Source organism: Enterobacter sp. UPMP2052, from assembly GCF_053709675.1.
On record NZ_JBSKJR010000001.1, the window covers coordinates 1,432,016 to 1,452,227 of the forward strand.

17 protein-coding genes and 1 other RNA gene are annotated in these 20,212 nt (G+C 57.6%); 12 read left to right on the forward strand and 6 right to left on the reverse strand.

Features of this window, described 5'->3' with window-relative positions; genetic code table 11:
* Positions 1–70: 70 nt before the first annotated feature.
* Positions 71–601 carry a fimbrial protein gene (locus ACWKX3_RS06650; RefSeq protein ID WP_454541690.1) on the reverse strand — a complete coding sequence of 177 codons (531 nt, stop codon included), beginning with the start codon at positions 599–601 and terminating at the stop codon, positions 71–73.
* A gap of 401 nt (positions 602–1,002) precedes the next feature.
* Between ACWKX3_RS06650 and ACWKX3_RS06655 the strand changes: the two genes are divergently transcribed.
* Both ACWKX3_RS06655 and ACWKX3_RS06660 read left to right on the forward strand, forming a co-directional pair.
* The gene (locus tag ACWKX3_RS06655) at positions 1,003–1,662 is read left to right on the forward strand and encodes a helix-turn-helix domain-containing protein (RefSeq protein WP_006174887.1); all 660 of its coding nucleotides are present in this window, start codon (positions 1,003–1,005) and stop codon (positions 1,660–1,662) included.
* A gap of 77 nt (positions 1,663–1,739) precedes the next feature.
* Positions 1,740–2,369 (forward strand): helix-turn-helix domain-containing protein, encoded by a 630-nt coding sequence (locus ACWKX3_RS06660; RefSeq protein WP_006174886.1) that lies wholly within the window; start codon positions 1,740–1,742, stop codon positions 2,367–2,369.
* Between the two features lie 45 nt (positions 2,370–2,414).
* Here the strand turns inward: ACWKX3_RS06660 and ACWKX3_RS06665 are convergent, their stop codons facing one another.
* The 3 genes from ACWKX3_RS06665 to ydiJ all read right to left on the reverse strand — a co-directional run bounded on the left by ACWKX3_RS06665 (position 2,415) and on the right by ydiJ (position 6,158).
* Positions 2,415–2,609 (reverse strand): YdiH family protein, encoded by a 195-nt coding sequence (locus ACWKX3_RS06665; RefSeq protein WP_042319632.1) that lies wholly within the window; start codon positions 2,607–2,609, stop codon positions 2,415–2,417.
* Positions 2,610–2,694: 85 nt separating this feature from the next.
* Positions 2,695–3,105 (reverse strand): 1,4-dihydroxy-2-naphthoyl-CoA hydrolase, encoded by a 411-nt coding sequence (gene menI / locus ACWKX3_RS06670; protein ID WP_454541489.1) that lies wholly within the window; start codon positions 3,103–3,105, stop codon positions 2,695–2,697.
* Positions 3,102–6,158 (reverse strand): D-2-hydroxyglutarate dehydrogenase YdiJ, encoded by a 3,057-nt coding sequence (ydiJ, locus tag ACWKX3_RS06675; protein WP_454541490.1) that lies wholly within the window; start codon positions 6,156–6,158, stop codon positions 3,102–3,104. Before ydiJ ends, menI begins: the two co-directional genes overlap by 4 nt.
* Before the next feature lie 197 nt (positions 6,159–6,355).
* Here ydiJ and ydiK point away from each other — a divergent pair, with 197 nt between their 5' ends.
* Both ydiK and rprA read left to right on the forward strand, forming a co-directional pair.
* Positions 6,356–7,471 carry an AI-2E family transporter YdiK gene (ydiK, locus tag ACWKX3_RS06680; protein WP_137272055.1) on the forward strand — a complete coding sequence of 372 codons (1,116 nt, stop codon included), beginning with the start codon at positions 6,356–6,358 and terminating at the stop codon, positions 7,469–7,471.
* A gap of 202 nt (positions 7,472–7,673) precedes the next feature.
* Positions 7,674–7,781, forward strand: an RNA gene (gene rprA / locus ACWKX3_RS06685) — antisense sRNA RprA.
* A gap of 70 nt (positions 7,782–7,851) precedes the next feature.
* On the opposite strand, the gene ppsA is transcribed toward rprA, so the two are convergent.
* Positions 7,852–10,230 carry a phosphoenolpyruvate synthase gene (gene ppsA, locus ACWKX3_RS06690; protein ID WP_368746801.1) on the reverse strand — a complete coding sequence of 793 codons (2,379 nt, stop codon included), beginning with the start codon at positions 10,228–10,230 and terminating at the stop codon, positions 7,852–7,854.
* Positions 10,231–10,565: 335 nt separating this feature from the next.
* Between ppsA and ppsR the strand changes: the two genes are divergently transcribed.
* From ppsR to ACWKX3_RS06730, 8 genes are all read left to right on the forward strand, one after another.
* The gene (ppsR, locus tag ACWKX3_RS06695) at positions 10,566–11,399 is read left to right on the forward strand and encodes a posphoenolpyruvate synthetase regulatory kinase/phosphorylase PpsR (protein WP_006174879.1); all 834 of its coding nucleotides are present in this window, start codon (positions 10,566–10,568) and stop codon (positions 11,397–11,399) included.
* A 152-nt stretch (positions 11,400–11,551) separates the two neighbouring features.
* Positions 11,552–12,598 carry a 3-deoxy-7-phosphoheptulonate synthase AroH gene (gene aroH / locus ACWKX3_RS06700; RefSeq protein WP_058608969.1) on the forward strand — a complete coding sequence of 349 codons (1,047 nt, stop codon included), beginning with the start codon at positions 11,552–11,554 and terminating at the stop codon, positions 12,596–12,598.
* Between the two features lie 230 nt (positions 12,599–12,828).
* On the forward strand, positions 12,829–13,017 hold the full coding sequence (gene hemP / locus ACWKX3_RS06705) for a hemin uptake protein HemP (RefSeq protein ID WP_058608970.1): 189 nt from the start codon (positions 12,829–12,831) through the stop codon (positions 13,015–13,017).
* Positions 13,018–13,092: 75 nt separating this feature from the next.
* Entirely contained in the window at positions 13,093–15,081 is a 1,989-nt protein-coding gene (locus tag ACWKX3_RS06710; protein ID WP_368746804.1) for a TonB-dependent hemoglobin/transferrin/lactoferrin family receptor, read from the forward strand.
* A gap of 45 nt (positions 15,082–15,126) precedes the next feature.
* Complete coding sequence (gene chuS, locus ACWKX3_RS06715) at positions 15,127–16,155, forward strand: hematinate-forming heme oxygenase ChuS (RefSeq protein ID WP_058608972.1); 1,029 nt, start codon at positions 15,127–15,129, stop codon at positions 16,153–16,155.
* Entirely contained in the window at positions 16,152–16,973 is an 822-nt protein-coding gene (locus tag ACWKX3_RS06720; protein ID WP_137272052.1) for a heme/hemin ABC transporter substrate-binding protein, read from the forward strand. The genes chuS and ACWKX3_RS06720 overlap by 4 nt, the downstream gene beginning before the upstream one ends.
* On the forward strand, positions 16,973–17,965 hold the full coding sequence (locus ACWKX3_RS06725) for a FecCD family ABC transporter permease (RefSeq protein WP_058608974.1): 993 nt from the start codon (positions 16,973–16,975) through the stop codon (positions 17,963–17,965). Before ACWKX3_RS06720 ends, ACWKX3_RS06725 begins: the two co-directional genes overlap by 1 nt.
* The gene (locus tag ACWKX3_RS06730) at positions 17,958–18,737 is read left to right on the forward strand and encodes a heme ABC transporter ATP-binding protein (protein WP_137272051.1); all 780 of its coding nucleotides are present in this window, start codon (positions 17,958–17,960) and stop codon (positions 18,735–18,737) included. The genes ACWKX3_RS06725 and ACWKX3_RS06730 overlap by 8 nt, the downstream gene beginning before the upstream one ends.
* On the opposite strand, the gene selO is transcribed toward ACWKX3_RS06730, so the two are convergent.
* A complete protein-coding gene (gene selO / locus ACWKX3_RS06735; RefSeq protein ID WP_454541491.1) occupies positions 18,734–20,176 on the reverse strand; it encodes a protein adenylyltransferase SelO in 1,443 nt (480 codons plus the stop codon). The two genes, ACWKX3_RS06730 and selO, sit on opposite strands and share 4 nt — an antisense overlap.
* Positions 20,177–20,212: the final 36 nt, after the last annotated feature.

Consider the following 20,212-nt stretch of genomic DNA (forward strand, 5'->3'; position numbering starts at 1 on the left):
TACCTGTTTGAAACAAGGGGGCAATATGCCCCCCATCGAGACGTAAGCGTAATAACGCTGTGCTCGTATATCAGTTGTAAACCACAGAGAAGTTAGCCACAGAGTTAGCCGGACCCGCGACCACCGTCGCTGCAGTTGAGATATACTGAGCATAGAAATCCAACGTATTATCCGCAGTGCTGCTCAGCATATAGGTATAACCGTTGGTACCGTGCAGAGGCAGGTCTGCTTTATCTGCTGTCATCAGGTTAATTGCAATCCCGGTGGCTGCACCCGCTACTGAGGAATCAATAGTCAGCAGGTTTGAATTGCTGATATCCGGCGTACCGTCAAAACGCACTTTTGCGCTGGTCACCGTGACCGGGCAATTTTTCAGAACGATATTAAATTTCGTTGCGGCCGTTCTTGCGCCGGTGGCGGTAAACTCTGTTTTATAATAATCGCCCAGTACGACAACCTGGTTTTGTGATGCAACATCCACGTCACAGGCGGAATCCAGAATATTACCCGCGAAATTTACCGTCCCTGCTGCAGCGAATACCGTTGTTGCCGTCAGGGCAGAACTTGCTGCGAGGGCAGCCATTACCATCATTTTTTTCATCATCATCATCCCGTGTAACTTTATTTATTATCGACATTCAGGCAGCAGGAAGCCGTAAAAAGAATCGGCAGCAACTCTTTTTATCTGGCGATATGCAATGTGCATTTTCTGACCGCTGTATAAAATTTAGAGAAACTTAATGTTGAATACAATCGATTTGAGGTCTAGCTGTAGACTCTATTTTAACCACAAATTAACACTGCCTATGTCGCGGATATTATTCAAAATTTCACGAGTCTATTTTTAGACTCTTTCCCCGTTAGTAATACTTTCAGTACGTTATTCCCGCAACGTCCTTCGGTCTACTTTTGGACTCGGGTAACATATTCACTCCTGTCTCATTTTTTAAGATAATTCGCAGGTGATCAAAAAATCTTCACGCTTCTCAGTTGAGGTCTTAAATGAATACGCGTCTGTCCGCCGCCCATGACAGCGGAATATCAACGGTACTTGAATTAAAACCTTACAGGCACATTGAAACGCTCATTAAACATGTTCTGCCTGCTGCACAACGCATGGTTCTCGCCCGGGGTGAAGTCGTTCAGTATTATGATAAAGAGATCCGCCAGTGCTTCCTGCTGCTGCAAGGCGGCGTGGCCCTGTACCGTCGCGGTGACGGGATTGTTTTAAATTCTGAATCCGCGCCGTTTATTCTCGGCGTGAGCAGCCAGTTCTCTTCTGAGCATTTATATGTCAGGGCGAACGAGACATCCGAAATTGCGCGCGTTCCGCTGGAGGTTTTTAATAACGTCGTTGCCCGTGAGGATCTGTGGGAGCATTTCTCAAAACTGCTGATCTACACCGCCTCCCGCGTCTATGAGCACTGCGCGCAAATCTCGCAGATGTCGGCCTATGACATCATCCGCTTCCAGCTTGTCGAACTGATGCAGGAGCCGGAAGCCATCCGGTTGAATACCACCGCAGCGGCGTATATTAAAAGCCGGACCTATTTATCGCGCAGCGGCATCATGCGTATTCTTGCCGAACTGCGTACCGGAAAGTACATCACCATGGAGCGTGGGATACTGCTTGAGCTTCATCATTTACCGCGAAAATATTGATCGGTAACCCTTTAAACCGGGTAATGACCCTGCGGTTCGCACTATAATGAGATAATCCATGTATAAGGTTATCCGTTATGTCCTCGTCTGAAAAACCTCCCAGAGGTTCGCCCTACGCTAAAGAGCTGATCGCCTTCTTACGTCCCTCGTGCGTCACGCGCACAACAGGCCGCGGCGAACAGCTAGACCTGCAGGTCAACGGTGAAGGGATGTGTTATTTGATCCTTGAAGGGACGGTTGCAATCTACCGCAGAAGCGACACGCTGATGCTCTCAACGGCCAGCAGCCCTGCCCTGTTTGGCGTCGCTAACCTGACGGACATTTTTTTTGATGACTACCTTAAAACCGTCACGCCCTGCCTGATCGGGGTGCTGACTACGGCTCAGGTTAACCACATCATCGAAGAGAATGCGCTCTGGGGTTTGCTCTCCAGCCACCTGATGTTCATGTATAACCGGCTGTATAACGCCGTCATGCCTCAGGGAGCCCCAACGGCGTATGAGATGATCCGCCAGCAGCTGCTCCGGCTGATGGAAGAAGATGAGAGCTACCGTTCCGCAGTCACGGCAGAACGCTACATCCGCGACAAAACCCAGCTTTCGCGAAGCGGCGTGATGCGTATTCTGGCGGATCTTAAAACAGGCGGGTTTATCGAAATGGAGGAAGGCAGGCTGATTACCATCAACAAACTGCCGGCCAAATACTGAATGACAGGCACAAAAAAGGCCGCAAGCGCGACCTTTTTTCAGTGCTTAGTGGACATGAACGCCCAACCGCCAGGCAAAATAGATCTCTTCTTTGAGTTCATTTGAAGAGAGTGCAAGCAGGTCAGCAAATTCGAGTTCAAGCTGTTTCAGCTTTTTCAGGTACTGCGCCGGAGACAGGTTGCTCGAATCGCGACGTAAATATTCAATTGCCAGCTGGGTTGGGGTTATTTCAGAATCCATGATGTCCTCACTTATGTACAAAACGTGACCAGTATATCACAACATGCTGACCAGTTTTTGACCAAAAGCAAAGCATCTGGAAACTTTACACCACCGCCGTCGTCAGCCTCGACGAGCAACAGAGGCGATATTCTTCGTCCAGAATATCAATCTGCCACACCTGATGACGGCTCCCGGCGTGCAGCGCGCGGCACACGCCACGCACCCGACCGTTGCGCACGGCGCGGATGTGATTGGCATTCACCTCCAGCCCGACAACCTTCTGCTCGCCGGAAGTACACAGGTACCCAGCCACCGAACCCAGCGTTTCGGCCAGCACAACGGATGCGCCGCCGTGCAGCATGCCAAACGGCTGATGCGTGCGATGATCTACCGGCATCGTCGCCTCGAGTTCATTCTCACCAATGCGGATAAACTGGATATCCAGCAGCCCCACCATATTCCCGTTACCCATGGCGTTGAGCGTCTCAAGCGTCACTTCACGTTTCCAGATCATCCAATAATCTCCAGTAAGGCCTGTAGCGGATGGCGAACCCCGTTACCCTCAATACGTTTTACCTGGCTGCGGCACGAATAGCCCGTTGCCAGACAGCGGTTACGCGGCAGACGCTGCATCGCCTGGTGCCACGACAGCTCATAGATGCCGAGCGAATTCGCGTGGTTTTTGATTTCATGGCCGTACGTGCCTGCCATCCCGCAGCAGCCCACGCTGACGCTCTCAAGCTTCGCGCCAAAACGCGCAAAAATGGAGGCCCACTGCGCCGGCGCGCCGGGCAGAGCGGTCACTTCAGTACAGTGGCCAAACAGGTACCACGACTCGCCGCTGACGTCGGTTTGCGCGGTCTTATCCAGCGCGGCGGGCAGCCACTCGTGGACCAGCATCACGTGAAAATCACCGCGTTTATCGCCGAGGATCTGCTTGTATTCATCGCGATAGCAGAGCACCAGCGCAGGATCGACGCCGACCATCGGGATACCCAGTTGCGCAACGCGATTTAAAAAATCAGACGTTTTCTGTGCGGTTTTCGCAAAGCGCGTCAGGAAACCTTTGATGTGCTGCGCCTTACCGTTCGGTGAGAACGGCAGCACCACCGGCTGATAGCCAATTTTTTCAGCCAGCCGCACGAAGTCGGCCACGACCTCGGCGTCGTAATAGCTGGTGAACGGATCCTGAACCACCAGCACCGTGCCGGATTTTTGCTCCGGGCTGAGCGCCTCAAGCTGTTCCAGCGTCATGTTCGCCGAGCGGTGCCCCACCAGCTGGCGCTGCAGCGACGGCGTGGACAGCAGCGGCAGATCCACCATCCCGATATGTTTTTCGGAAAGTTTGCGCACCAGCGGCTGGTTAATAAAGAAGTTGAAGGTTTTAGGCGCGCGCGCCATCAGCGGAGCGTAGCTTTCGACCGTTGCCACCAGGTGATCGCGCATCGGGCGCAGATACCGCGTGTGGTAAAGCTGCAGGAAGCGCGAGCGGAAATCCGGCACGTCAATTTTAATCGGGCACTGGGTGGAACAGGCTTTGCAGGCCAGACAGCCGGACATTGCCTCTTTGACTTCGTGCGAGAAATCGTACTCGCCCCGGTCCGCATGCCAGCTGTTGCGGGTGCGTTCGATAAGCGAGCGCAGGCTGGCCCTTTTTTCCGGCAGCTCCTGCTCCAGCTTCAGCGGATCCACTCCGCGATCGGCCAGCAGGCGCAGCCATTCACGCACCAGCGTCGCACGCCCTTTCGGAGAGTGGATCCGGTTGCTGGTGATTTTCATCGACGGGCACATCGGGCTGTTGACGTCAAAGTTAAAGCACAGCCCGTTGCCGTTACACTCCATCGCCCCGCGCCAGGACGAGCGCACCGCAATCGGGATCTGCCTGTCATAGGTGCCGCGCTTAACCGCATCCACCTGCAGCATCGGCGCATCCACGCCCTCAGGCGGGCAAATCTTGCCGGGGTTAAGGCGGTTATCCGGGTCGAAGGCGGCTTTGATCTTGCGTAGCTCGCCGAACAGTTGCTCGCCGAAGAACGCCGGGCTGTACTCGGCGCGAAAGCCCTTGCCGTGCTCGCCCCACAGCAATCCACCGTATTTCGCCGTTAAGGCCACCACGTCATCGGAGATCTCTTTCATCAGGATCTCCTGCTGCGGGTCGCACATGTCCAGCGCCGGGCGAACGTGGAGAACCCCGGCATCGACATGCCCAAACATGCCGTAGCTCAGGCCGTGGCTGTCCAGCAGTGCGCGGAACTCAACGATATAATCGGCCAGATGCTCCGGCGGAACGCAGGTATCTTCCGCAAACGGGATCGGCTTGGCGGCCCCTTTGGCATTGCCAAGCAGCCCCACGGCTTTTTTGCGCATCGCATAGATACGTTCGATGCCAGAGAGATCCTGACAGAGCTGCCAGCCAATGATCCCGCCTTCGCCACGCGCCATAAGTTCATCCAGACGCTGACATAATGCCGCCACCTGGCCGTCAATCAGCGCGGCATCATCCCCGGCAAACTCCACAATGTTCAGGCCAAGCATCTCTTTGTCCGGCACGTCGGTGATAAGCTCGCTGACGGAGTGCCAGACGATATCTTCCCGGGCCAGATTTAATACCTTGGAATCGACGGTTTCCACCGACAGCGCTCGCGCCTCAACCATAAATGGCGCATTGCGCAGCGCGGAATCAAAGGAGTTGTATTTGACGTTCACCAGCCGCCGCACCTTCGGCAGCCGGGTAATATCAAGGCGCGCCTCGGTGATAAAGGCCAGCGTCCCTTCCGAACCGGTCAGGATGCGGGTCAGATCGAACTGCGTCATGTCGTCGTTGAAAACGTGGCGCAGGTCGTAGCCCGTCAGGAAGCGGTTCAGTTTCGGGAATCTATCAAGAATAAGCGGGCGATTGTCGCGGCAGCGTTCCAGCACGGTACGGTAGATGCGCCCGGTGACGGTGTTCTCTTTGCCCAGCGTCTCGGCCAGTTCAACCGGCAGCGGCTGCGTATCCAGGATATCGCCACCGAGCAACACGGCGCGCACGCCCATAACGTGATCGGACGTTTTGCCGTACACCAGCGACCCCTGCCCCGACGCATCGGTATTGATCATCCCGCCAAGGGTCGCGCGGTTACTGGTGGAGAGCTCAGGGGCAAAGAAGTAGCCGAAAGGTTTAAGGTACTGGTTGAGCTGATCCTTAATGACGCCCGCCTCGACACGCACCCACCCCTCTTCCGGGTTAATTTCGATGATGCGGTTCATATAGCGCGACATATCAATGATAATGCCCTGGTTCAGCGCCTGCCCGTTGGTGCCCGTCCCGCCGCCGCGCGGGGTGAAGACCAGAGAGAGAAACCGCTCCTGCGACGCCAGGCGTGCAATCAGCGCGACATCGGCGGTAGAACGCGGAAAGACGACCGCATCAGGAAGAAGCTGGTAGATACTGTTATCCGTCGCCATCGTCAGCCTGTCGGCATAATTCGTGGCGGTATCACCTGTAAAACCCTGTTGCTCCAGTGCCTGCAAAAAATTAAGCACCAGCTGAACGACGCCGGGTGCCTGAGAAATCTGTGGGATCATTACTGTCGACCCTAATAAGAGGTGTGAAATCGTTTGCGTTGTGTCTGGAAAGTTTTATCACATTTTTTTCTTATGTGCTCTGGTGAATTACAGGCAGAATCCGCCTGTCAAAAATCGCTGAAATCACTAATGATTAGTGATACGCGGTTTATGTTCCCGCCAGCCGTTCTGGCGTTCTAAAAAGGAAAGTTTCGTTTATGGTCAATCTTCGTCAGCCCAGGGATGTTGCGCAAATATTGCTGTCGGTGCTGTTTCTGGCACTTATGATCATTGCGTGTCTGTGGATTGTTCAGCCGTTTATTCTCGGGTTTGCATGGGCCGGGACCGTCGTTGTCGCTACCTGGCCGCTGCTGTTGCGTCTGCAGAAGATGCTGTTTGGTCGCCGCGCTTTAGCCGTTCTGGTGATGACCCTGCTGTTGTTCCTGCTCTTTATTATTCCGATTGCCCTGCTGGTGAACAGCCTCGTTGATTCCAGCGGCCCGGTGATCCGCGCCGTGAGCAGCGGCGACATGACGCTGCCGGACCTCGCGTGGCTCAACAGCATTCCGATGATTGGCGCAAAGCTCTACAGCGGCTGGCACGGTCTGCTGGAGATGGGCGGCAGCGCCCTGATGGCAAAAGTCCGCCCGTACATCGGCACCACGACCACCTGGTTTGTCGGCCAGGCGGCGCATATCGGTCGCTTTATGATGCACTGTGCGCTGATGCTGGTGTTTAGCGCCCTGCTGTACTGGCGCGGTGAGCAGGTTGCGCTCGGCGTACGCCACTTCGCGACCCGCCTCGCCGGTAAACGCGGCGACGCCGCCGTTCTGCTGGCCGCTCAGGCCGTTCGCGCTGTCGCGCTTGGTGTAGTGGTTACCGCGCTGGTGCAGGCGATCCTCGGCGGCATCGGCCTTGCTGTCTCCGGCGTGCCGTATGCCACCGTCTTTACCGTGGTGATGTTGATGACCTGCCTTGCGCAACTGGGCCCTTTGCTGGTGCTGGTGCCGAGCATCATCTGGCTTTACTGGACGGGCGATACCACCTGGGGCACCGTCCTGCTGGTGTGGAGCTGCGTGGTCGGGACCATGGATAACGTCATCCGCCCGATACTGATCCGCATGGGTGCCGATTTACCGCTGATTTTGATTTTGTCCGGCGTGATCGGCGGGCTAATTGCCTTCGGGATGATCGGCCTGTTTATTGGCCCGGTTCTGCTGGCCGTGACCTGGCGTCTGTTCTCCGCCTGGGTGCATGAAATCCCACCGCCGGGCACCGACCCGGACGCGATCCTGAGCGAACTGGAAGCGCTGGAAGATAAGAATACGCAGTAAACCTGTTGCCGGGTGGCGCCTTCGCTTACCCGGCCTGCTCTTCGAATACTTAAACAACGCTAAACTATTTATTCTCTGCCCACTGGTCAGACCCGCCCTATATCCCGCCCATCTGCAATTAAACATGCGAAATCTTTACTTCTCTTTAACTATTGAGAGGAATCTGATCGACGCTAAAAGTTGAGATGCCTACTATTAGGACACGGTTATAAATCAACACCTTGATTTATAAGCATGGAAATCCCCTGAGTGAAACAACGAATTGCTGTGTGTAGTCTTTGCCCATCTCCCACGATGGGCTTTTTTTTGCCCTGCGTACGCGCAAGGCATAAAAAAAGCCGGGGAGTGGTTAGCTCCCCGGCTTGATGACACAAGCAATATTACTTATTCAGTTCCGCCAGGCTCAGCCAGGTCTGTACCACGGTGTCCGGGTTCAGGGAAAGGCTGTCAATGCCCTCCTCCATCAGCCAGGCGGCAAAATCTTCGTGGTCAGAAGGCCCTTGCCCGCAAATGCCGACATACTTCCCCTGCTTCTTCGCCGCGCGAATGGACATCGACAGCAGCGCTTTCACCGCCTCGTTACGTTCATCGAACAGCTCGGAAACCACGCCCGAGTCACGGTCAAGACCCAGCGCCAGCTGCGTCATGTCGTTTGAACCGATAGAAAAGCCGTCGAAATGCTCGAGGAACTGCTCGGCCAGCAGGGCGTTGGACGGGATCTCACACATCATGATGATCTTCAGCCCGTTCTCGCCGCGCTTCAGCCCCTGGCGCGCCAGCTCGTCCACCACCGCCTTCGCCTGATCCACGGTACGCACGAACGGAACCATGATCTCGACGTTGGTCAGCCCCATGTCGTTGCGCACGCGTTTCACCGCGTCACACTCCAGCGCAAAGCAGTCGCGGAAGCTCTCGGACACGTAGCGTCCGGCGCCACGGAAGCCCAGCATCGGGTTCTCTTCCTCTGGCTCGTAGCGCTCGCCGCCCACCAGGTTGGCGTATTCGTTAGACTTAAAGTCAGACAGACGCACGATGACGCGTTTCGGATAGAACGCCGCGCCCAGCGTCGCGATCCCCTCGGTCAGACGACCCACGTAGAACTCTTTCGGCGAGTCATAGCCTTTCATCATCTCGCGGATTTCGTTCTGCAGTTTCGTGTCCTGCTCGTCAAACTCCAGCAACGCGCGCGGGTGCACGCCAATCATCCGGTTGATGATAAATTCCAGACGCGCCAGGCCAACCCCTTCGTTCGGCAGGCAGGCGAAGTCGAACGCGCGGTCAGGGTTACCGACGTTCATCATGATCTTCAGCGGCAGGTCCGGCATGGTATCGACGCTGGAACTTTTCACGCTGAAGTCGAGAATATCGGCGTACACATAGCCGGTATCCCCTTCCGCACAGGAGACGGTCACGCTCTCGCCGTCCTTCATGCGCTCGGTGGCATCACCACAGCCCACTACCGCCGGGATCCCCAGCTCGCGGGCGATGATCGCCGCGTGGCAGGTGCGCCCGCCGCGGTTAGTGACGATGGCGGCCGCCTTCTTCATGATCGGTTCCCAGTCCGGGTCAGTCATGTCGGTGACCAGTACGTCACCCGGTTCAATACGGTTCATCTCGCTGATGTCGTGGATCACCTTCACCGGGCCGGCACCGATACGGTGGCCGATGGCGCGGCCTTCGGCCACGATTTTGCCCTGGGCGTGCAGCGTGTAACGCTCCATCACCTGGCCGCGGGAACGCACGGTTTCCGGGCGCGCCTGCACGATAAACAGCTTGCCGGTATGACCGTCTTTCGCCCATTCAATATCCATCGGGCGACCGTAGTGTTTTTCAATCTGCACGGCCTGTTTCGCCAGCTCTTCCACTTCGGCATCGGTCAGTGAGAAACGGTCGCGCTGCTCCTGCGGCACATCCTCAATTTTTACCTGCTTGCCATGCTCCTGGGTCGGGGCATAGATCATGCGAATTTTTTTCGACCCCATGGTGCGGCGCACCACCGCCGGACGGTTGGCGGCCAGGGTAGGTTTGTGAACGTAGAATTCATCAGGGTTCACGGCACCCTGTACCACCATCTCACCCAGCCCCCACGCGGAGGTGATAAACACCACCTGGTCAAAACCAGATTCAGTATCGATGGAGAACATCACGCCGGAAGAGCCCACATCGGAGCGCACCATACGCTGCACGCCAGCGGAAAGCGCCACGCCGCGGTGGTCATAGCCCTGATGCACGCGGTAGGAGATCGCGCGGTCGTTGAACAGGGAAGCAAACACGTGCTTCACCGCCACCAGCACCGCGTCGTAGCCCTGGACGTTCAGGAAGGTCTCCTGCTGTCCGGCGAACGAGGCATCCGGCATATCTTCCGCAGTAGCAGAAGAACGCACGGCAAACGAGGCCTGCGCATCATCGGCGGAGAGCTGGTTATAGGCATCGTGAATGGCTTTTTCCAGTTCCGGCTGGAAAGGTGTGTCGATAATCCACTGGCGGATTTGAGACCCGGCTTTGGCAAGCTCGGTAACATCATCAATATCCGTTTTATCCAGCAGGTCGTAAATGCGCTGGTTCACGCCGCTCTGGTCTAAAAACAGGTTAAACGCATCGGCCGTTGTGGCAAACCCGTTTGGCACGGAGACACCCATGCCGGACAGGTTTGTAATCATTTCACCCAGGGAGGCATTTTTGCCTCCAACTCTGTCTACATCATTCATGCCGAGTTGGTTATACCAAAGCACCAGCGGTGACGAGCCATTGTTGGACATCGAAACAATCCTTTTGTGATATTTGATCGGAGTAAGAAACGCCTGACTACGTATTTATACTGGCATAATTGTTTGCGCTAAAAAAACGGTGAATCGTGTAAGCAATTTAAATTTTCAACTTTTAGGACAGTTTCCACCCGGCTACTAACCCGATGATTCCTATAGATTCAATGAAAAACCATAGAAATAAAGCCGCTATTTGAAAAATGAAATCCACTTTTCAGGAAAATTAAAAACACCATTTCATTTATATTTAGGACAAGTTCTTTGCTGTGCAATTAACTTTTTTAATTTATGCTTTCAGGCAATTACGTACGCACTTCAGGGTGAATAAAATGGATAATGCTGTTGATCGCCACGTTTTTTATATTTCTGATGGTACGGCGATCACCGCCGAGGTGTTAGGCCATGCGGTGATGTCGCAATTCCCCGTATCGATTAACAGCATCACGCTGCCGTTCGTGGAAAATGAGAGCCGGGCCAAAGCGGTGAAGGACCAGATTGACGCCATTTTCCAGCAAACCGGCATTCGCCCGCTGGTCTTCTATTCGATTGTCATCCCCGAGATCCGCGCCATCATTCTGCAAAGTGAAGGCTTCTGCCAGGATATTGTGCAGGCGCTGGTTGCCCCGCTTCAGAGCGAACTGCAGCTGGACCCGACGCCGGTCGCGCATCGCACCCACGGGCTGAACCCCGGGAACCTCATCAAATACGACGCGCGCATCGCGGCTATCGATTACACCCTCGCCCACGACGATGGGATTTCAATGCGCAATCTCGATCAGGCGCAGGTGATCCTGCTTGGCGTGTCGCGCTGCGGCAAAACGCCGACCAGCCTCTATCTGGCGATGCAGTTTGGCATCCGGGCGGCGAACTACCCCTTTATTGCCGACGATATGGATAACCTGGTGCTACCCGCCGCGCTCAAGCCGCTCCAGCATAAGCTTTTTGGCCTGACCATCAACCCGGAACGCCTGGCGGCCATTCGCGAGGAGCGCCGCGAAAACAGCCGCTACGCGTCGATGCGTCAGTGCCGGATGGAAGTCTCCGAGGTTGAAGCCCTGTACCGCAAAAACCAGATCCCGTGGCTGAACAGCACTAACTATTCGGTGGAAGAGATTGCCACCAAAATCCTCGATATCATGGGGCTGAATCGCCGCATGTACTAATACGCTAGTACATTATCACGGATTCGGGTATCATCAGCCGCATCGTCGGGGCGGCCTCGCCCCGAACTTGAAATCAGCGGGGATTGGTTTAAGGTGATGCCCATCACTTCCCGGTAGTCTGCCGATGAAGCAAAAAATTTCTGAGATATTCCATGAATAAAACCGACGAACTCCGCACGGCGCGCATTGATAGCCTGGTCACACCGGCTGAACTGGCACAGCGCCATCCCGTTTCCGCAGGCGTGGCTGACCATGTCACCGCCTCGCGCCGACGCATTGAAAAAATCCTCAACGGTGAAGACAAGCGCCTTCTGGTGGTGATTGGCCCGTGCTCTATCCACGACCTTGATGCCGCCATGGACTACGCAAAACGTCTGCAGGGGCTGCGTGAGAAGTACCAGCATCGCCTCGAGATTGTGATGCGTACCTACTTTGAAAAGCCGCGCACCGTGGTGGGCTGGAAGGGGCTGATCTCCGACCCGGACCTTAACGGGAGCTACCGCGTTAATCACGGTATTGAGCTGGCGCGCAAACTGCTGCTGCAGGTGAACGAGCTGGGCGTACCGACCGCCACCGAATTTCTGGATATGGTGACCGGGCAGTTTATCGCCGATCTCATCAGCTGGGGCGCGATTGGCGCGCGTACCACTGAAAGCCAGATCCACCGCGAGATGGCCTCCGCGCTCTCCTGCCCGGTGGGCTTTAAGAATGGGACCGATGGTAATACCCGTATCGCGGTTGACGCTATTCGCGCATCGCGTGCCAGCCACATGTTCCTCTCCCCGGATAAGAACGGGCACATGACCATCTACCAGACCAGCGGCAACCCGTACGGCCATATCATCATGCGCGGCGGTAAAAAACCGAACTACCACGCGGAGGATATTGCCGCCGCCTGCGAGACGCTGGCAGAATTTGACCTGCCTGAGCACCTGGTGGTGGATTTCAGCCACGGCAACTGCCAGAAACAGCACCGTCGCCAGCTCGACGTCTGCGATGAGATCTGCCAGCAGATCCGCAGCGGCTCGACCGCCGTGGCGGGCATTATGGCTGAAAGCTTCATCAAAGAAGGCACCCAAAAAATCGTTGCCGGTCAGCAGATGGTTTACGGCCAGTCGATTACCGATCCGTGCCTGAGCTGGGAAGACAGCGAGCTGCTGGTGGAGAAACTGGCGGCGGCAGTGGACAGCCGCTTCTGAGGCTATGCCGGGTAGCAAGGTAAAAGCAAAAAGGCAACGTAGTTGCCTTTTTTAATGTTTTCTCCCTCTCCCCGTGGGAGAGGGCCGGGGTGAGGGCACCAGACCGCACCATCCCTCTTCCCACCCCAAATTTGATCCCGTCACAATATTTTCACAAAAACGCTTGCCGTGAATTTGCAGTTTATTGATAATGATTATCATTGTTACATTGATTGTTATTTATAAACACTATGTCACGTACGGATAACAGCGCGGCAACGCCAGTAAAAAAACACACAGCACCGTCCCCCGCCTCCGCCGATCGCCGCATTGACAGCAAAACGCTGCTCGGCGATGAAGGGCGGGTGATTATCGAGCATGACGGCCAGCTCTACCTGCTGCGCCAGACGAATGCCGGAAAACTGATCCTCACGAAATAAAGTAAACAACAATACGCCAGCCACCCAGGTGATCCCCAGGCAGCCAGCGCTTTCGATTCTTAATGGAGAGTTGCTATGCCACACCCGCGTTCCGCGTCTTTATGCCCTTCCCTCCTGGCACTGGCGATTGCCAGTGCACTTCCGGGCACCGCGTTTGCTGCCGCAGCAGAAGACATTACCGTTACCGCCACGGGCAACGCCCGAAGCGCCTTTGAAGCCCCGATGATGGTCAATGTGATTGACGCCTCCGCCCCGGAAAACCAGACCGCCAGTTCGGCTGCCGACCTGCTGCGCAAAGTGCCCGGCCTGACGCTGGATGGCAGCGGGCGCACCAACGGCCAGGACGTTAACCTGCGCGGCTATGACCGTCGAGGCGTGCTGGTGCTGGTAGACGGCATCCGTCAGGGGACCGACACCGGACACCTGAACAGCACCTTCCTGGACCCGGCGCTGATTAAGCGTATCGAAGTGGTTCGCGGTCCGTCGGCCCTGCTGTACGGCAGCGGCGCGTTGGGTGGCGTGATCTCCTACGACACCGTCGATGCTAAAGACCTGCTGGAACCGGGCAAAAACAGCGGCTATCGCGTGTTTGGTACCGGTGCGACGGGCGATCACAGCCTCGGTATGGGGGCGAGCGCCTTTGGCCGCACCGATACCCTGGACGGCGTGGTCTCATGGTCCAGCCGCGACCGCGGGGACATTCGTCAGAGCGACGGCGCAACGGCCCCCAATGATGAGTCGATCAACAACATGCTGGCGAAAGGCAGCTGGAAAATAGATCCGGCCCAGACGCTGAGCGGCTCCCTGCGCTACTACAATAACGATGCGCAGGAGCCGAAAAACCCGCAAACTACCGACGCGAGCGACAGCAGTAACCCGATGACCAACCGCTCCACCATCCAGCGCGATGCCCAGCTCGGGTATAACATTGCGCCGCCGGGCAACGACTGGCTGAACGCTGATGCGAAGCTCTACTGGTCCGAAGCGCGCATCAACGCCCAGAACATCGACGGAACCGGTGAGTTCCGCAAGCAGACGACCAAAGGCGGAAAAGTCGAGAACCGTACCCGCCTGTTCAGCGACTCCTTTGCCTCTCACCTGCTGACCTATGGCGGTGAATATTACCGTCAGGAGCAGACCCCTGGCGGCGCGACCACCGGCTTCCCGGAGGCGAAAATTGACTTCAGCTCCGGCTGGCTGCAGGACGAAATCACCCTGCGCGACCTGCCCGTTACCCTGCTCGGCGGTACCCGTTACGATAACTATCGCGGCAGCAGCAACGGCTACGACGATGTGGATGCCGATAAGTGGTCCTCCCGTGCCGGGTTAACCGTCAGCCCTGCCGACTGGCTGATGCTGTTTGGCTCCTGGGCGCAGGCCTTCCGCGCGCCGACGATGGGCGAGATGTACAACGACTCCAAACATTTCTCCATCGGCAGCTTCTACACTAACTACTGGGTGCCAAACCCCAACCTGCGACCGGAAACCAACGAAACCCAGGAGTACGGTTTTGGCCTGCGCTTTGACGATCTGATGCTCGCCAACGATGCGCTGGAGTTCAAAGCCAGCTACTTCGATACCAAAGCCAAAGACTACATCTCTACCACCGTCGATTTTGCTGCGGCCACCACCATGTCCTATAACGTACCTAACGCCAAAATCTGGGGCTGGGATGTGATGGCGAAGTACTCGGCCAACCTCTTCAACCTTGACGTGGCCTACAACCGCACGCGGGGTAAAGACACCGATACGGGCGAGTATATCTCCAGCATTAACCCGGACACCGTCACCAGCAAGCTCGACATTCCGGTGGCACAAAGCGGCTTCTCCGTGGGCTGGATCGGTACCTTTGTCGATCGCTCAACCCACATCAGCAGCAGCTACAGCAAGCAGCCGGGCTATGCGGTCAACGATTTCTACGTCAGCTATCAGGGTCAGGAACAGTTCAAAGGCGTGACCACCACGCTGGTGCTGGGCAACGCCTTCGATAAAGAATACTGGTCACCGCAGGGCATCCCGCAGGACGGCCGTAACGGCAAGATTTTTGTAAGTTATCAGTGGTAATCCCCGCCCCGGTTCACCGGGGCAAGAATCTGCAAGGAAAAGATAATGAATCACTACACACGCTGGCTTGAGCTAAAAGAACAAAACCCGGGTAAGTACGCACGTGACATCGCAGGCTTGATGAACATCAGCGAAGCGGAGCTGACCTTTGCCCGCGTGGGCCACGACGCCTGGCGGCTGCGCGGTGAAATCCGCGAAATTTTAGGCGCGCTGGAAGCCGTGGGTGAAACCAAGTGCATCTGCCGCAACGAATACGCCGTGCACGAGCAGGTGGGCGCGTTTACAAACCAGCATCTCAAAGGCCACGCCGGGCTGGTGCTGAACCCGCGCGCGCTGGACCTCCGCCTGTTCCTCAATCAGTGGGCAAGCGTGTTTCACGTCAGCGAAGCCACGGCACGCGGCGAGCGCCAGAGCATTCAGTTCTTTGACCATCAGGGCGACGCCCTGCTCAAGGTGTACACCACCGACAATACCGACGTCAGCGCCTGGGGTGACGTGCTGACGCGCTTCATCATTGCCGATAACCCGCCGCTGGCGTTAAAACCGGCCGAAACACCTGCGCACGCTGAACATGCTGACGCAGACACGGTAGACAAAGAGTGGCGCGCCATGACCGACGTGCATCAGTTCTTCAGCCTGCTTAAGCGCCACAGCCTCAGCCGCCAGCAGGCGTTCCGCCTGGTGGGCGACGACCTCGCCTGCAAGGTGGACAACGGTGCGCTGGCGAAGCTGCTGGAGACCGCGCGTCAGGACGGCAATGAAATCATGGTGTTCGTGGGCAACCGCGGCTGCGTGCAGATCTTCACCGGCGTGGTAGAAAAGCTGGTGCCGATGAAAGGCTGGCTGAACATCTTCAATAAGGCCTTTACCCTGCATCTGCTGGAAGAGACCGTCGCGGAAACCTGGGTGACGCGTAAACCAACCGCAGACGGCCATGTCACCAGCCTGGAGCTGTTCGCCGCCGACGGCACGCAAATCGCCCAGCTGTACGGCCAACGCACCGAAGGTGAGCCGGAGCAAAGCCAGTGGCGCAGCCAGATTGACGCCCTGACGCCGAAAGGACTGGCCGCATGAAAAAATGGCTTGCCCTGCTTGGCATCCTGCCGTGGGTGACCTTTGCCGCCACGCCGGAGAAAATCGTCACGCTCGGCGGCGACGTCACGGAGATTGTCTACGCCCTTGACGCAGGGTCTTCGCTGGTGGCGCGCGACAGCACCAGCCGCTGGCCGCAGGCGGCGACGCGTCTGCCCGACGTGGGGTATTTGCGCCAGCTTAACGCCGAAGGCATTTTATCCGTGCGCCCGACGCTGGTTCTGGCGAGCGCGCAGGCGCAGCCTTCTCTGGCGCTCGAACAGGTTGCGCAGAGTCACGTCAGGGTCATCACCGTGCCCGCCCGGAATACGCTGGACGTCATCGACGAAAAGATCCGCGTCGTTGCCGAAGCCACTCACCGTGAGGCGCAGGGGGAAACCTTGCGCAACACGCTGCGCGCGGAACTGGCGGCGCTGCCCGCTTCACCGCTCAGAAAACGGGTGCTGTTTATCCTCAACCACGGCGGGATGACCGCCATGGCAGCCGGACAGCAGACCGGTGCGGATGCGGCGATCCGGGCGGCGGGGCTGCAGAATGCGATGCAGGGCTTCACCCGCTACCAGCCGCTCTCGCAGGAGGGTACCATCGCCAGCCAGCCCGACCTGGTGGTCATCTCCCAGGACGGCATAAAAGCGCTGGGCGGGGAAGAGAATCTCTGGAAGCTGCCGGGTCTGGCACAGACCCCGGCGGGACGCGGCAGGCAGGTGCTGGCCATTGATGATATGGCGCTACTGGGCTTTAGCGTGCGCACGCCACAGGCCATCCAGCAGCTGCGCGCCAAAGCGGAGCAATTGCCCTGATGACCCGCCGGATAACCCTGTCGCTGTGGGGAATGGCCCTCTTTCTCGCCGTGATGACCCTCATGGCAACTGGCTTTGGCGCGTTGCGTCTGCCGGTAAGCCTGCTGTGGAACAGCAGCGATGAGGCGCTGCGTCAGATCTGGCTGACCATTCGACTGCCGCGCGTGCTGCTGGCCCTGACGATCGGCGGCTCGCTGGCGCTGGCGGGCTGCGTGATGCAGGGGCTGTTTCGTAACCCGCTGGCAGACCCCGGCCTGCTCGGGATCAGCAGCGGCGCGGCGCTGGCCGTTGCCCTGTGGGTGGTCATCCCGCTTTCGCTGCCCGCGCTGGTCATGCTGTATGCCCCCATGCTAGCGGCCTTTCTTGGCGCGCTGGCGGCGACGGTGGTGATCTTTGTGCTCAGCCAGCAGCGTGACAGTTCTCTGTCGCGCCTGCTGCTGGTGGGAATTGCGATAAATGCCTTATGCGGTGCCGCGGTGGGCGTCCTCTCATGGCTTAGCAACGACGCGCAGCTTCGCCAGCTGTCACTCTGGGGTATGGGCAGCCTCGGTCAGGCGCAGTGGTCAACGCTGCTGGCCGTGACCTCACTGATGGTGCCGACGGTGCTGATTATCTGGCGTCTCGCCAGCGCGCTCAACCTGCTCCAGTTGGGTGAGGAAGAGGCGCACTATCTGGGGGTGGATGTCGTGGTGGTGCAGCGGATATTACTTCTGTGCAGCGCGCTGCTGGTGGCTGCGGCCGTTGCCGTCAGCGGCGTTATTGGCTTTGTCGGGCTGGTCGTCCCGCACCTGATGCGCATGTGGCTGGGCGCGGATCATCGGGCGACCCTTCCCGGCTCGGTGCTGGCAGGCGCGCTGTTGCTGCTGGTGGCCGATACGGTGGCACGCACGCTGGTCGCGCCCGCGGAAATGCCGGTCGGGTTGCTGACCAGCCTTATCGGTGCCCCCTGGTTCCTGTGGCTCATCTTTCGTCGGGGAGGCCGACATGGCTGAACGGTATTGCGCTGAAAATGTGTGCTGTACGCTCGCGGGGCGCACGCTTATCAAAGACGTTTCGCTCACGCTGTCAAAGGGCGAACTGGTGGCGCTGATTGGCCCGAATGGCGCGGGGAAATCCACGTTACTGCGGCTGCTAACGGGTTACCTGAAACCCGTCAGTGGCCGCTGTTTTCTGGCGGGAAAAGCGTTGAGCGAATGGGCGCCGGACACCTTATCGCGCTATCGCGCGGTGATGCGCCAGCATACTCAGCTCGGCTTCGACTGGCCCGTTGAGGCCGTTATCGGGATGGGACGCGCGCCGTGGAGTCGCCAGCCGGAACCGGCAATTATTCATCAGGTGATGGCGCTGACCGGCTGTCTGCCGCTGGCCGGAAGACAGTACAACGCTCTCTCCGGCGGCGAGCAGCAGCGCGTCCAGCTTGCGCGCGCGCTGGCGCAACTCTGGCAAGACGGTGCGCCTCGCGGCTGGCTTTTTCTCGATGAACCGACCTCGGCGCTCGATCTCTACCACCAGCAGCATCTACTCAGGCTGCTGAAGTCGCTGACCGACAAGGGCCATCTCCACGTTTGCGTGGTGCTGCACGATCTCAATCTGGCGGCACTCTGGGCGGACAGGATTTTGCTTTTGCACAACGGGCACATTGTGGCTAACGGCACGCCGGAGCAGGTTCTGCAGGCCGATGCGCTGGCCCACTGGTATGGCGCGCAGGTTCACGTCGGCCAGCACCCGGCTCACGCCGCGCCGCAGGTTTTTCTTGCCCCTTAGCTTGAGCAGCTCACTTCCAGCCGCTTGCCCCAGTCCGGCGGGCGGCTGACGTAATCATCCTCCCTGTCGGCAAACGGCGTGCGTAGCGCAGCATGCAAGCGGTGCAGTTCGTCATACTGCCCCTGCTCTGCCTGTTCAATCGCCCGTTGAGCCAGCCAGTTGCGCAGCACCATCGCCGGGTTTACAGCGTTCATTTTTTCCTGACGGGTGACGTCATCAATCTGCTCACCCTGCAGGCGCGTGCGGTAAGCGGTGAACCAGTCATCAAAGGCCTGTCGGTCAATGAACTCATCGCGTAGCGGTGAGGCGGCGCTCTGCTGCTCGGTCTGGCCCAGCATTCTGAAGGTGCGGGTGTAGTCGCTCCCCTCGCGTGCCATCAGGGAGAACAGGGTATTGAGAAGCGCATTATCCCCTTTCTCCTGCGTCAGCAGCCCCAGCTTGCTGCGCATCAGGGAACCATACTCCCGCAAAAGTACTTCCTGGTAACTATCGAGCGCATCGTTCAGGCCTTCCACGTCGATAAACGGCGACAGCGACTGCGCCAGACGCTGGAGATTCCACAGCCCGACGGCAGGCTGATTATCAAAGCTGTAGCGACCCTGGTAATCAGAATGGTTACAGATGTAGCCCGGCTGATAATCATCGAGGAAACCAAAAGGCCCATAATCAAAGGTCAGCCCAAGCAGGGACATATTGTCGGTGTTCATTACGCCATGCGCGAAACCGACGGTCTGCCAGCGCGCAATCATCGACGCGGTGCGGGCGACAATATCGCGGAACCATAAAAGGTATTTGTCCGCCTCGTCCTGCAGATGCGGCCAGTGGTGGCGAAGGGCGAAATCGGCAAGCTGGCGAACCTTTTCCGGCTCGCGGCGATAGTAGAAATGTTCGAAATGGCCGAAACGCAGATGGCTTTGGGCAACGCGGATGAGCATCGCCCCCTGCTCAATTGTTTCTCGTGAAACGGGCGTATCGCTGGTGACAATCGACAGCGCGCGCGATGTCGGAATACCCAGGGCATGCATCGCTTCTGAGGCCAGGCTTTCGCGAATGGTTGAACGCAGCACGGCGCGCCCATCGCCCATACGCGAATAAGGCGTCAGGCCAGCCCCTTTGAGGTGCCAGTCTACGGTTTCGCCGTTGGCGAGCTGTTGTTCGCCGAGCAGGATCCCACGGCCATCGCCGAGTTGCCCTGCCCAGACGCCAAACTGATGTCCACTATAGACTTGCGCAAGCGGTCGCATACCCGGCAAAAGCGTTTCGCCGCCCCACACGCCTGCCCCTTCGGACGGCTGGAATAATGCCGGGGGGATCGCAAGCGAATCCGCCAGCGTCTCGTTATGCCAGATCAGACGGGCGTTATCTAACGGAGTGGGATTGAGAGCGGTATAGAAGCCGGGCAATTCATCGTGCCAGTGTGCGGTAAAAGACAGGGTCATAGGTCCTCCTGCTTTTAGTGTAGAGGTTTTACCGGA